Here is a 13,677-nt window from a genome sequence, read left to right on the forward strand (position 1 = left end):
ACGGTGTATCTCCTGTCGTTCTCAAAACACCGGGTTGTAGCGGCCGAGCTCGACCTGTACCGATTTGATTCGAGTGTAGTGTTCGAGCGTCGTGATGCCGTTCTCGCGTCCGACACCGGATTGCTTGTATCCGCCAACCGGCATCTCGGCCGGCGATTCGCCCCACGTGTTGATCCAGCAGATGCCGGCTTCGAGGCGGTGGATCGTGCGATGCGCGCGCGACAGGTTTTCGGTCACGACGCCGGCCGCGAGGCCGTAGTGCGTGTCGTTCGCGCGGGCAATCACTTCGTCCTCAGATTCAAAATCGAGGATGCTCATCACCGGCCCGAAAATTTCTTCGCGGACGATCTTCATATCGTCGCGGCAGTCGCCGAACACGGTCGGCGCGACGTACTGGCCGTTGCCGAAGTGGCCGTCGGTCAGGCGCGTGCCGCCCGCGAGCAGCTTCGCGCCCTCGGCCTTGCCGCTCTCGATGAAGCCGAGCACCTTGTCGAGCTGCGCGGCCGACACGAGCGGGCCGAAGTTGGTGTCGGCATCGGTCGGCTTGCCGACGCGAATGCGCTTCACGCGTTCGAGCACCTTCTGCGTGAATGCGTCCTTGACCGATCTGTGCACGAACACGCGCGTGCCGTTGGTGCAGACCTGGCCCGAGCTGAAGAAGTTGGCGGTGACCGCGATGTCGGCGGCGCGATCGAGATCGGCGTCCTCGAACACGATCAGCGGCGACTTGCCGCCGAGCTCCATCGTCACTTCCTTCAGCGACGATGCGCCTGCGAGCGACATCACCTTCTTGCCGGTCTCGACGCCGCCGGTGAACGACACCTTCGCGATGTCCGGATGGCCCGTCAGCAGCGCGCCGACCGAACCGTCGCCCTGCACGACGTTGAACACGCCGGCCGGCACGCCGGCTTCCGTATAGATTTCGGCGAGCTTCAGCGCGGTGAGCGGCGTGACTTCGCTCGGCTTGAACACCATCGCATTGCCGGCCGCGAGCGCGGGCGCCGTCTTCCAGCATGCGATCTGGATCGGGTAGTTCCATGCACCGATACCCGCGCACACGCCGAGCGGCTCGCGGCGCGTATAGACGAACGACTCGGCGCGCAGCGGCACCTGCAGCCCCTCGATCGCGGTCGCGAGGCCCGCGTAGTACTCGATCACGTCCGCGCCGGTGACGATGTCGACCGCGAGCGTCTCGCCGATCGGCTTGCCGGTGTCGCGCGTCTCGATCGCCGCGAGTTCGTCGTTGCGTTCGCGCAGCAGGTCGACCGCGCGGCGCAAGATACGCGAGCGCTGCATCGCGGTCATCGCGGCCCATTCACGCTGGCCTTCCTGCGCCGATGCGACCGCGCGGTCGACGTCGGCCGCGCTCGCCTGCTGCACCTGCGCGAGCAGTTCGCCCGTGGCGGGATCGAAGGTATCGAAAGTCTTGCCGCTGGTGGCGTCGACGTAACCGCCGCCGATGTAGAGGCGCTGCAAACCGTATACGGACATGAGAATCTCCTTGAGGGCGACTGCGTGACGCGTCAGTCCGACGCGAGCAGCAGGTCGATGTAATTGTGGGCGAGCTTCAGTGCAGCCCGTGTGTCGATCGGGCCGCCGGCGAGCGCGCCGCGCAGCCACAGGCCGTCGATCAGTGCGGCGAGGCCGCTGGCGGCTTCCCGCGCCTTCGCGCGCGGCAACGCCTTCGCGAATTCCGCGCACAGATTCGAATGGAGGCGCCGCGTGTTGACGTGCTGCAGGCGCTTGAGCATCGCGTCGTGCATGCTCTGCGACCAGAACGCGAGCCAGGTCTTCATCACGGGCGCGCTGACCTGCGTGTCGTCGAAGTTCGCGGCGACGATCGCGCGCAGCCGGGAACGCGGGTCCTTGCGTGCCGCGACGCGGCGGCGCGTGGTGGCCACCCACAGATCGCGCAGGACGTGCCGCATCGTGGCTTCGAGCAGGCCGTCCTTGTCGCCGAAGTAATGGCTGACGATACCCGTCGAGATGTTCGCGCGCTGCGCGACCGATGCGAGTGTCGTGCCGGGCAGGCCGGCCTCGTCGATCGAGCGCAGCGTCGCGTCGATCAACTGTGCGCGACGAATCTCCCGCATTCCGACTTTCGGCATCGCGACTCCCTTCGCCCGGACGGGCCGTTCCTGGAAGTCGAGAGCTTAGCGGTTTTTTATTGAACGTTCAATCAACAAAAAATCGGGGTCCGACGGGAAATCGGGAGGTCGATTAGGGGGGGCAGATGCTGCCGCTGCGATTGTGCAGGTGCGGAAAAACGAATTGAAAGGAGGTTAAATAAATTGAAGTTTGTTTAAAACGATTTCCGAAAAGATGGCTCAATGGTTTGGAAAGTTTCCCGATTCGATTTATTACACGTCGAAAGAATGTCGAGCTATGTGAGATTTTCGGAAATCCGAAAATTCTGATCTCGCGTACCGGCATAGGGAATTTCATGGAATTCGTTTCAATCGATCGATTGAAACTTCATATCACATTGAATTTAAAGGAAATATGGTGGGTTTTAGATCGTTTATCGGCTTGATCGCAAACGATTGCCATCAACCCGTGATCGAGTCCGTCTACCATAAAAAATGCCAAAAATATTTGAATCGAGCCTATTTCCAGATGGAGTAGAGGGGATCGTTGGAATGACTTGAGTAAGTAATATTGCCCGTATTAGTATGGCGCCGAACCAAAAGGAATGAATCGGCGCCGCGGGTTTTTCCCGCGGTGCGTCGGCAATGGGCGCGGCCAACGATCGCGACAGCGCCGGCGCCCGCCATTGCGCACCTGCAGCATGCCGCGACGCCGAGACGCCGCATCCACCGGAGAACGACGATGCCGACCGAAAAATACGTGGTCCCGCTACCGAATGGTCTGAAGGTCTACGTCGAACGGAACGTGTTCGATCCGTCGTTCGACACGGCGATGCTCGTCAACGGCGCGCTCGCAACGACCGCATCGTTCGGGCAGACCGTCCAGTATCTCGGCGAGCGGATGAACACGATCTGCTTCGACCTGCCGTATGCGGGGCAGTCGCGCCAGCACAACCCCGGCTGCTTCATCCTGACCAAGGACGACGAGGCCGCGATCCTCCAGCATCTGGTCGAGCGCTTCGCGCCGGCGTTCCTCGTATCGGTGTCGTGGGGCGGCGTCGCGTCGCTGTTCGCGCTCGCGCGCGGCTGCCCGAGCGTGCGGCGCGCGGCGATCTGCTCGTTCTCGCCGTTCCTGAACGACGCGATGATCGACTACGTGACGCGCGCACGCGACCACATCGCCGCCGGCGAGAACCTGAAGGCTGCGCAGCTGCTGAACGATACGGTCGGCCGCTACCTGCCGCGCATCATGAAGCTGTACAACTACCGCTATCTGACGCGCCTGCCGCGCGACGAGCAGGACCAGGTCGCGTTCCACGTCGACCAGATCCTGTCGCTGCAGCCGGAGCGCTACCTGAGCGAGTTCTCGAACATCGGCTGCGAGCTGCTGTTCCTGAACGGCGAGCGCGACGAATACACGACGCCGGCCGATGTCCGCCAGCTCGCCGGGCACGTCCCGCGCGCGCGCTTCGCGACGATTCCCGACGCCGGCCATTTCCTCGACATCGAAGGCCGCGCGCAGCGCGAAACCACGCGCGCGGCGCTGCTCGACTTCTTCTGCGACACGCCGCCCGTCGCCGCGGGCATCGCGCTCGGCGCCGCGCACGCATGCGTGTCCGCGCCGATGCCGGCGCTGTCGTCATGACGCAGCACGTCGCGCACCGGGCACACCGGGCGCATCCGAATTCTCTTCCACACGAGGCAGGCCAGCCGTGAATATCGTTCAGACCATCGCCATCGTCGTTCCCTGGGCCGCGTGGCTCGCCTATTGGATCATGACGTCCCAGGCCGTGAAGACGACCGTGCGCAAGGAGGCGTCGCGCTCGCGCACGCTGCAGTCGATTCCGCTGATCGTCGGCGGCGCGCTGATCATCCTGCCCGATCCGTCGTGGCAGGCACTCGTGCCCGACTGGCAGCGCTTCGGCCTGCAGGCGCAATGCGGGCTCGCGGTGCTCGTCGCGGGGCTGCTGTTCTCCGTGTGGGCGCGGCTGCATCTCGGCACGAACTGGAGCGTGTCCGTCACGCTGAAGGAAAACCACGAACTCGTCCGCACCGGCCCGTACGGCCTCGTGCGCCATCCGATCTACACCGGCTGCCTGATCGCGTTGGTCGGCGCCGCGCTGATCGGCGGCGAGTGGCGCGGCGCGTTCGGCGTCGCGCTCGTGTTCGCTTCGCTCGCATACAAGGTACGCGTCGAGGAGAGCTGGCTCACCGGTCATTTCGGGCCGGCGTACACGCAGTATCGCCGCGAGGTCGCGGCGCTGATCCCCGGCTTCTACTGACCCCCGCGAGGCGCGCGATGGCGAAGGTGATCGTGACCGCGATCGGCTCGGCGGGCGACGTGCATCCGCTGCTCGGCGTCGCACGCGCGCTCGCGTTGCGCGGCCACGACGTCGTGTTCTGCACGCATCCGCCGTTCGCGGCGGCCGCGCGCCGCTGCGGCTTCACGTTCGTGCCGGTCGGCACGGCGGCCGAGTACGAGGCCGCGATGGCGAACCCGGCGCTGTGGGATCCGCGCACGTCGTTCCGCACGCTGTGGCAGGTGATCGCGCCGGTGCTGCGCCCGCATTACGACACGCTGCGCACGCTGACCGATCGCGACACCGTGCTGGTCGGCACGTTGTGGGCGTTTTCCGCGCGCTTCATGCAGGAGTTGCACGGCACGCCGTATGTGTCGGTGCAGGTGTCGCCGTCGACGCTGTTGTCCGCGCATGTGCCGCCGACGCATCCGCGCCTGACGATTCCCGCGCGCTGGCCGCTGCCGGTGAAGGCGGCGCTGATGACGCTGATCGAGCGACAGGTGCTCGACCGCGTGTGCGGGCCGGCGCTCAACGCGGTGCGCCGCGACCTCGGTCTTGCGCCCGCGCGGCGCGTGCTCGGACGCTGGCTGCATTCGACCGACGGTGTGCTGTGCCTGTTTCCCGACTGGTTCGCCCCGGCGCAGCGCGACTGGCCTGCTGGCGTTCTGCAAAGCGGCTTTCCGCTGTTCAACGACGTCGCGACACCCGACCGCGATCGCGCGCTCGACGCGTTTCTCGCCGCCGGCGAGCCGCCCGTGGTCTTCACCGCCGGATCGACGCTGGTCGATCACGCAGCATATGCGCGCACGGTCGCGGGCGCGCTGCATGCCACCGGCGCGCGCGGCATCCTGTTGAGCCCGCACGATGTGGCACCGGACGGCGACCGGCTGCTGGTGCGTCGCTTCGTGCCGATGCGCACGCTGCTGCCGCGTTGCCGCGCACTCGTGCATCACGGCGGGATCGGCACCGCGGCGCTCGCGTTCGAAGCCGGAATTCCGCAGGTCGTGACGCCGTTCGCGCACGACCAGTTCGACAACGCGCAGCGCGTCGCGGCTAGCGGCGCCGGCGTGCGCGTCGACGGTGCGGTCGACGGCGTGCGTCTCGGTGCGGCGCTCGCGCGCGTGCTGGATGAACCCGAATTCTCCGTGCATGCCGAACGCACGCGTGCGCTGATTCACGCGGCGCCGGACGGCTGCGAAACGGCTGCCGATTACATCGAGCGCTTCGCGCCGAGCCACGGACGCGCGATCTCGCGGCCCGTTGTCGCGATGGCGGGCACATGAGCACGGCATCGCCGCTTCGGGACACACCCGCCGTCTTCGACGCGAGCGAACCCGCACCCGTTGCGCCGCCGGTGCGCGGCGCGCGGCTCGCGCTGCTGACGTTCGCGCTGTCGCTCGCGACCTTCATCGAAGTGCTCGACTCGACCGTCACCAACGTCGCGGTGCCCGCGATCTCGGGCAGTCTCGGCGTCTCGAACAGCCAGGGCACGTGGGTGATCAGTTCGTATTCGGTCGCGGCCGCGATCGCGGTGCCGCTGACCGGCTGGCTCGCGCGGCGCGTCGGCGAGCTGCGGTTGTTCGTCGGCGCGGTGCTGCTGTTCACGCTGACGTCGCTGCTGTGCGGCCTCGCGCGCGATCTGCACGTGCTGGTGGTCTGCCGCGCGCTCCAGGGGCTGTGCTCCGGGCCGATGGTGCCGCTGTCGCAGACGATCCTGCTGCGCACGTTCCCGCCGGACAAGCGCACCGTCGCGCTCGCGCTATGGGCGATGACAGTGCTGCTCGCGCCGATCTTCGGGCCGGTGGTCGGCGGCTGGATCGTCGACAGCTTCTCGTGGCCGTGGATCTTCCTGATCAACTTGCCGATCGGGCTGTTCTCGTTCGCGGTCTGCACCGCGATGCTGCGCCCCGACGCGCAGCGCGGCGCGGCCGGCCCGATCGACGTGCCGGGCATCGTGCTGCTCGTGATCGGTGTCGGTTCGCTGCAGGCGATGCTCGATCTCGGCCACGACAAGGGCTGGTTCGATTCGCCGCTGATCGTCACGCTCGCGGTGGTTGCGGGGCTCGCGATCGTGTCGCTGCTGATCTGGGAGGCGGGCGAGGCCCATCCGGTCGTCGACCTGAGCCTGTTTCGCGACCGCACGTTCTCGTTCTGCGTGCTGATCATCTCGCTCGGGATGATGAGTTTCTCGGTAGTGGGCGTCGTGTTCCCGCTGTGGATGCAGGCGGTGATGGGTTACAACGCGTTCCACGCGGGGCTCGCCACCGCGTCGCTCGGCGTGCTCGCGCTCGTGTTCTCGATTCTCGTCGGCCTGCACGCACACCGCTTCGACGCGCGCGTGCTCGCGACCTTCGGCTTTCTCGTGTTCGCGGCCGTGCTCGCGTGGGACGCGCATTTCACGCTGAAGATGACGTTCGCGCAGATCGCCGCGCCCGGGCTGATCCAGGGGATCGGGCTGCCGTGTTTCTTCATTCCGCTGACCGCCGCGACGCTGTCGCGCATTCCGGACGACCGGCTCGCGGCCGCGTCGAGCCTGTCGAACTTCCTGCGCACGCTGTCGGCCGCGTTCGGCACCGCGATGAGCGTGACGCTGTGGGACAACCGTGCGACCTATCACTACGACGTCGTGTCGCAATCGGTCACGCACGCATCGACGAACACGCAGCGCTTCGTGCACACGCTGAACGCGATGGGCGTGGACGGCGTGCGCGAGCTATCCACGCTGCACCAGGTCGTGATGCAGCAGGCGTACATGATGGCGACGGGCGACATGTTCTGGATGGCGAGCATGACCTGCCTCGTGCTCGCCGCGATGATGTGGCTCACGCGGCCGAAGCGCGGCGCGGCGGCTTCGTTCGGACATTGAGGAGAGCGGCATGACGACACTCGGCGCACTCGTGATCCTGTATCACCCGACCGACGCGCAGCTCGCGGCGCTCGGCGCGTGGCGGCATGCGTGCGACGCGCTGCTCGTCGTCGACAACACGCCGCAGCCGGACGCACGCGCAAGTGAAGCATGCGCGCGCGACGGCATCGCGCTGCTGCATCACGGCAATCGCGGCGGAATCGCGGGCGCATACAACGCTGGGCTCGCGGCGCTGTTTCGCGACAACGTCGATGCGGTCGCGTTGTTCGATCAGGATTCGTCGGTGCCGGCCGATTACTTCGCGACGATGCGCGACGCGTGTGCGGGGCTCGCGGGGCGCGCGTTTCTCGCCGGCCCGCGCATCTTCGACGAGAACGCGCGCAGCTTCCTGCCCGAGCTGGCGACCAACGGGATCGCGTTGCGCCGGCTGCGCGTCGATCCCGACGCGCAATTGCAGCGCTGCGCGTTCCTGATCTCGTCGGGCTGCGTCGTGTCGCGCGCCGCGTTCGACGTGCTCGGCCGCTTCGACGAGACGCTGTTCATCGATCACGTCGACACCGAGTACAGCTTCCGCGCGCTTGCGCGCAACGTGCCGCTCTACGTCGTGCCGTCGCTGGTGCTGCCGCACCGGATCGGCGCGAAACAGCGTCACGCGTTCGGCCCTTTCGAAATGACGTCGATGAATCACTCGTGGCAACGGCGCTACTACAGCGCGCGCAATGCGGTGCAGCTCGGGATGCAGTACGGGCTGCGCTTTCCGGTGGCGATCGTGCCGAACCTGCTGACCGTGTGGCAGGTCGTGCAGATCGCGCTCGTCGAGCGCGACAAGCGCGACAAGCTCGCCGGCATCCTGTTCGGCATCGCGGACGGTCTGTTCGGCCGGCTCGGTCCGCTCGAGCGCACGCGGCCACGTCTGGCCGCACGGGCGCAGCGCGTCCAGCAAGGGTGAGGGAAGCGATGCGGCGTGTGAAAGAAAATGCGGCAGAGCGGGCGCGTAGCGTGAAGGGCGGTGCGTTGATCGGAGCCGCGGCGGTGGCGATGGCATTGGGCGGATGCGTGCCGACGGGTTTCCTGCCGTCGCTGTCGTTGCGCGCGCCGGCCGACGATGCGCTCGCGCTTACGGCCGGCCCCGGCGTGGACGGTGTATGGCCCGCACCCGACTGGGTGAAGCAGCTGCAGGATCCGCAGCTTGACGCGCTGGTCGCCGAGGCATCGCAAAACAACCCCGACCTGCAGGTCGCGCAGGCGCGGCTGCGGATCGCGCAGGCGCAGCTTCAGCAGTTCGATTCGCTGACGGGGCTGACGGGCACGGCCGGCGCGACGGTCAGCCGCGCGCGGATGCCGAAGCCGGGCGACGACGTCGCCAACGTGTCGGTCGGCGGCTATCGCGTGCCGGTAGAGATATTTGGCGATCCGAACGTATCGCCGTCGTCGGTGTTCGTCGGGCTCAACTACCAGCTCGACCTGTGGGGCAAGAACCGCGCGGCGACGAAGAGCCTGATGTCGCTGCGTGAAGCGGCGCGGGTCGAGGCCGAGCAGGTGCGGCTCACGCTGGCGGTCGCGATCGTCACCGTGTACTGCCAGCTCGACCAGGCGTACGCGACGCAGGATCTGCTTCAGCAGAAGCTGAAAGTCAGTCAGCGCGTGACGACCGTGCTGCGCGAGCGTACCGCGCGCGGGCTCGACAACGCGTACGACGCGAGCGATGCGTCGATCAAGCGCAGCAAGCTGCTCGCTCAGATCGCGCTGAACGACGAGCAGATCAAGCTCGCGCAACTTCAGCTCGGGGTGCTGTCGGGCCGCGGCCCGGAGCGCGGGCTCGCGCTGCAGCGGCCACGCGTCGGCGCATTGGCCGGCGGCACGCTGCCCGCGCGGCTGCCGGCCGATCTGCTGGGCCGTCGGCCCGACATCGTCGCCGCGCGGCTGCGTGTCGAAGCCGCGTTCGCGAATGCCGATTCGACGCGCGCGCAGTTCTATCCGGACGTGAACCTCGTCGCGCTCGGCGGCCTGTTCGCGCTGACGCCCGCGTCGCTGTTCTCGCGCGACGCGCTCGGCGCGTCCGTCGGCCCGGCGATCTCGCTGCCGGTGTTCGATCGCGGCCGGCTGAAGGCGAAACTCGGCGCGGACGTCGCGCAGGCCGACGTCGCGATCGGGCTGTACAACAAGACCGTCGACGACGCGCTTGGTCAGGTCGCGCAGATCGTCACGTCTCTTCGTACGTCGCAGACGCTCGTCGCGCAGCAGCAGGACGCGGTCGCGGCCGCGCAAAAGATCGTGGAGATTGCGACCGACCGTCATCGGCGCGGCGTGCTGATGCAGAAGGACGTGGATGTCGCGGATCTCACGCTGATCGACGAGCGCGCACAGATGATCGCGTTGCTTGGCCGGCAGCGGACGCTGCGTGTCGGATTGATCGGCGCGCTGGGCGGCGGGTTCGACGCGGGCGCGACGGTCGCGCAGGCGCCGACCGGGCATCGGGCGCGTGGCGGGGCGGCGAAGCGTGGCACTTCGCCCGCCGCGCCCGGCGTGGCGGCTGCGACCGCCAAGACCGCACCGACCGCCGCCGCCGCCGCGAGCCAGTCGGTGGCGGGGCCGTCGGCCGATGCGCGTGCGCAGAGCGTGGCTGCCCCGCAGGTCGTCGCTGCATCGAATGCGGCGGCCGCACGACGCGACGAGGCGGCACGCATGCCGGCCATCGGCACCACGCCTCGCGGCGCTCCCGTTTCCGCTCGCGCGGCGGCGGCGAATCCAGCGCCGATCCCCCTGTTCCAGCATGACCGCCTGATCGTTACGCAAAGCGACTGATGCACCACGACAACCTTCATACCGCCGCGCAGCCGGCTGCCCTGAACGATCCCGCACTCGACGCGCGCCGGGCGACGCGCCGCAAGCGCTTCATGCTGTTCTTCGCGGTCGTGCTGCTGGCCGCGCTCGTCTGGATCACGTTCTGGCTGTTGCGCGACCGCTATTACGAAGACACCGACGACGCGTACGTCGCGGGCAGCATCGTGCAGGTTGCCGCGCAGATTCCGGGTGCGGTGACCGACGTGCTGGTCGCCGATACGCAGGCCGTGCGCGCCGGGCAGACGCTGGCGAGGCTCGACGACACCGAGGCGTCCGTCGCGTTCGCGCAGGCGAAGGCGCAACTCGTGCAAGCCGTGCGGCAGGTCGCGAACGCGAAGATTTCGAACACGATGTACGTCGAAGCCGTGAACGCGCGCCAGGCCGACCTGTCGCTCGCGCAGCGCGCGCTCGCAGCGCGTTCGGGCGCGTCGGTCGAGATCGTCGCGCCGGAGGAACTGGCGCGCGCGCGCGCGGCGGTCGCCGGCGCGCAGGCCAATCTCGCGGCCGCACAGGCGCAGCTCGATGCGGCGCGCGCGCTCGGCACCAGATTGCCCGTCGACGAAAGCCCGTCCGTCGTGCAGGCGGCTGCGCAGTTCAAGCTCGCGTACCGGAACCTGAAGCGCACGACGATCGTCGCGCCGGTCGACGGCACGATCGGCCAGCGTTCGGTGCAGGTCGGCCAGCAGGTCGGGCCCGGCGTGCCGCTGATGTCGATTGTGCAACTCAGTCAGTTGTGGATCGAGGCGAATTTCAAGGAAGGGCAGATCCGCCACATGCGCATCGGGCAGCCGGTCGAGGTCGTGTCGGATCTCTACGGCTCGCGCGTGACCTATCGCGGCCGCGTGCAGGGCTTCTCGGCCGGCACCGGCAGCGCGTTCTCGATGCTGCCGTCGCAGAACGCGGCCGGCAACTGGATCAAGGTCGTGCAGCGCGTGCCGGTCGTGATCGCGATCGATCCCCGCGACCTGGCCGCGCATCCGCTGCGGGTCGGGCTGTCGATGCGCGCGACGGTCGATACGCGCAACCGCGACGGCCATGCGCTCGACAGCGAGCCGCCGACGCCGGCCGTCAGCACGCGCGTGCACGACGGGGTGGCGAGCGACGCGGAAGCGGCCGCCGCCGCGATCATCCGCGAGAATCAGGGCGGCTAACGCGCTCCCGACCGGCGCGCCCGACCGACTGGGCGGGCCGATCGCGCCGGCCGGCCGGGGCGCGCGCTCACGTGTTCCGTGCCTTCCACGATCCCGCCCTCCGGCCGTTCTCCCTGACCCGACTTTCGCATTTCCGCCATCGATGTCGGCACCGTTCAAACGCATGTCGCGTTTGAGACATCGGGCCCCCCACCTCCGGGACTACTCTCGAACAGCACGTTGCGTAGCACCGCATCTGCCGGCGCACAGCAGCGCCATCCAACGAGACATGGAGACAATACGATGAGCAGCAATCGAGGTGTCGTCTATCTTGGGCCGGGCAAGGTCGAAGTTCAGAAGATCGATTATCCGAAGATGGTCGATCCGACCGGCCGCGCGATCGGCCACGGCGTGATCCTGAAAGTGGTGAGCACGAACATCTGCGGTTCCGACCAGCACATGGTGCGCGGCCGCACGACCGCTCCGGTCGGCCTCGTGCTCGGTCACGAGATCACGGGCGAAGTGGTCGAGGTGGGCCCGGACGTCGAGACGCTGAAGATCGGCGATCTTGTGTCGGTGCCGTTCAACGTCGCATGCGGCCGCTGCGCGATGTGCAAGGACACGCATACGGGCGTGTGCCTGAACGTGAACCCGTCGCGTGCCGGCGGTGCTTACGGCTACGTCGACATGGGCGGCTGGATCGGCGGCCAGGCCGAGTACGTGCTCGTGCCGTACGCGGACTTCAACCTGCTGAAATTCCCGGACCGCGATCAGGCGATGGCGAAGATTCGCGACCTGACCTGCCTGTCCGACATTCTGCCGACCGGTTATCACGGCGCGGTGAGCGCGGGCGTGAAGCCGGGCTCGACGGTCTACATCGCGGGCGCGGGCCCGGTCGGCATGGCGGCGGCCGCGTCGGCGCGCCTGCTCGGCGCGGCGGTGACGATCGTCGGCGACATGAACGCGGAACGCCTCGCGCACGCGCGGGCGATGGGCTTCGAGACGGTCGACCTGTCGAAGGACGCGTCGCTCGGCGAGCAGATCGAGCAGATCCTCGGCGTGCCGGAGATCGATTGCGCGGTCGACTGCGTCGGCTTCGAGGCGCACGGCCACGGTTCGTCGGGCCATTCGGAGGAAGCGCCCGCGACGGTGCTGAACTCGCTGATGGAAATCACGCGGCCGGCCGGCGCGATCGGCATCCCGGGCCTGTACGTGACGGACGATCCGGGCGCGAAGGACAAGGCCGCGCAGCACGGCAGCCTGAGCATCCGCTTCGGCCTCGGCTGGGCGAAGTCGCACTCGTTCTTCACGGGCCAGACGCCGGTGCTCAAGTACAACCGCAACCTGATGCAGGCAATCCTGTTCGACCGTCTGCCGATCGCGAAGATCGTCAACGTCGAGGTGATTTCGCTCGATCAGGCGCCGGAAGGCTACAAGAAGTTCGACGGCGGCGCGCCGCGCAAATTCGTGATCGATCCGCACGGCTTGCTGGCGGCCTGACGCACGAACGACACGCATGAAGCGGGCGGCACCGGAGACGGTGCCGCCCGTTTTTCGCTGTGGGCATGGCTGCGGTCGCGATGCGCCGCGCGCTCAATGCCCGCGATAGACCATCGCCAATTCGGCTCCGCTCGCAGTGGTTCGCCGACCATGACGCGTATGCACGCTCACGCGGCGTATCGCGTGCCCGTGTCGCGTTGCGGCGGCGCCGCCTTTCCAGTCGGCGACGCGAACGCCGCCGCCGCGCGCGCCGTTCGGTCCGTGAATCGGCGGCGCGTGCCGTGCGAGCGTCGTCGTCGGGCGTCCTGCCGCGGGTCGGGGCGTGCCTGCATTGCCGGGTTGAGCGGCCGTGCTCGACCGATCGGTGTCGACGTTGGCGTCGGCGAGCCGATCGGTATCGACTGCCGCGCGCTCGGCCGGATGAAATGCCTGGACGGGCGCCGCCGCGGGCGCGGGCGCGTGCCCGACCGGCAACGTTGGCGCGTCAGCCGCATGCAGACTCGCATAGGCCGTTGTGACCGGGCGCGACGTGCCCGGTCCGCGACAGACGGGATCCGCCCGGCACGTCCGGTCATACGTCACATAGCCGCCGACCAGCATCACGAGGGTCAGGATGCTCAGCAGCGGCGCGCTCGACGCGCTCGGCCGCTGGACCGCCGCGCCGCGCACCGCGGCCGCGACGCGCGACGCCCACGTCGGGACGGGCCGCACCTCGCGCGGGGGCGTGGCCTGCGCGGCGGATGCATCGTCGCTCGATTGATGCAGCGGCGCGAACGGCCAGTCTCTCAGTCCGCAGACGGGGCACTGCTCGCTGGCGCGGAACGCCATGAAGCCGCACTGCCGGCAGCGCTGGCTGACGGCGGCGCGCGGCTCGGCACGCAGGTTCAGTGCGCCGCGCAGCGTGTCGCGCGTGCGGACTTTCCGGTTGGGCAGGACTTGCATGATCGTTG

General features: G+C 68.1%; 11 protein-coding genes. 8 read left to right on the forward strand and 3 right to left on the reverse strand.

Annotated features, from left to right (window positions below; all coding sequences use genetic code 11):
- Nucleotides 1-21 precede the first annotated feature (21 nt).
- Both betB and betI read right to left on the reverse strand, forming a co-directional pair.
- Nucleotides 22-1,491, reverse strand: coding sequence for a betaine-aldehyde dehydrogenase (gene betB, locus HWX25_RS13260; protein ID WP_175908766.1), 1,470 nt, complete (start codon nt 1,489-1,491; stop codon nt 22-24).
- 32 nt (nt 1,492-1,523) lie between these two features.
- Entirely contained in the window at nt 1,524-2,108 is a 585-nt protein-coding gene (gene betI, locus HWX25_RS13265) for a transcriptional regulator BetI (RefSeq protein WP_175908767.1), read from the reverse strand.
- Nucleotides 2,109-2,829: 721 nt separating this feature from the next.
- Between betI and HWX25_RS13270 the strand changes: the two genes are divergently transcribed.
- The 8 genes from HWX25_RS13270 (at nt 2,830) to fdhA (ending at nt 12,727) form a co-directional block, all read left to right on the forward strand.
- A complete protein-coding gene (locus tag HWX25_RS13270; RefSeq protein ID WP_175908768.1) occupies nt 2,830-3,732 on the forward strand; it encodes an alpha/beta hydrolase in 903 nt (300 codons plus the stop codon).
- A gap of 67 nt (nt 3,733-3,799) precedes the next feature.
- Nucleotides 3,800-4,369: an isoprenylcysteine carboxylmethyltransferase family protein gene (locus HWX25_RS13275; RefSeq protein WP_175908769.1), complete on the forward strand. Its 570-nt coding sequence runs from the start codon at nt 3,800-3,802 to the stop codon at nt 4,367-4,369.
- A 17-nt stretch (nt 4,370-4,386) separates the two neighbouring features.
- Nucleotides 4,387-5,670, forward strand: a complete 1,284-nt coding sequence (locus tag HWX25_RS13280; RefSeq protein WP_175908770.1) for a nucleotide disphospho-sugar-binding domain-containing protein — start codon at nt 4,387-4,389, stop codon at nt 5,668-5,670.
- Nucleotides 5,667-7,253 carry a DHA2 family efflux MFS transporter permease subunit gene (locus tag HWX25_RS13285; RefSeq protein WP_059819552.1) on the forward strand — a complete coding sequence of 529 codons (1,587 nt, stop codon included), beginning with the start codon at nt 5,667-5,669 and terminating at the stop codon, nt 7,251-7,253. Before HWX25_RS13280 ends, HWX25_RS13285 begins: the two co-directional genes overlap by 4 nt.
- Before the next feature lie 10 nt (nt 7,254-7,263).
- Nucleotides 7,264-8,202, forward strand: coding sequence for a glycosyltransferase family 2 protein (locus tag HWX25_RS13290; RefSeq protein ID WP_175908771.1), 939 nt, complete (start codon nt 7,264-7,266; stop codon nt 8,200-8,202).
- A gap of 8 nt (nt 8,203-8,210) precedes the next feature.
- Nucleotides 8,211-10,058 carry an efflux transporter outer membrane subunit gene (locus tag HWX25_RS13295; protein ID WP_175908772.1) on the forward strand — a complete coding sequence of 616 codons (1,848 nt, stop codon included), beginning with the start codon at nt 8,211-8,213 and terminating at the stop codon, nt 10,056-10,058.
- Nucleotides 10,058-11,248, forward strand: a complete 1,191-nt coding sequence (locus HWX25_RS13300) for an efflux RND transporter periplasmic adaptor subunit (RefSeq protein ID WP_175908773.1) — start codon at nt 10,058-10,060, stop codon at nt 11,246-11,248. The genes HWX25_RS13295 and HWX25_RS13300 overlap by 1 nt, the downstream gene beginning before the upstream one ends.
- Nucleotides 11,249-11,530: 282 nt before the next feature.
- A complete protein-coding gene (gene fdhA / locus HWX25_RS13305) occupies nt 11,531-12,727 on the forward strand; it encodes a formaldehyde dehydrogenase, glutathione-independent (RefSeq protein ID WP_059600256.1) in 1,197 nt (398 codons plus the stop codon).
- 93 nt (nt 12,728-12,820) lie between these two features.
- Here the strand turns inward: fdhA and HWX25_RS13310 are convergent, their stop codons facing one another.
- Nucleotides 12,821-13,669 (reverse strand): ATP-dependent serine protease, encoded by an 849-nt coding sequence (locus HWX25_RS13310; protein WP_175908774.1) that lies wholly within the window; start codon nt 13,667-13,669, stop codon nt 12,821-12,823.
- Nucleotides 13,670-13,677: the final 8 nt, after the last annotated feature.

Origin of the sequence: Burkholderia sp. BCC1640, assembly GCF_902833125.1 — a bacterium.
GTDB lineage: Bacteria > Pseudomonadota > Gammaproteobacteria > Burkholderiales > Burkholderiaceae > Burkholderia > Burkholderia diffusa.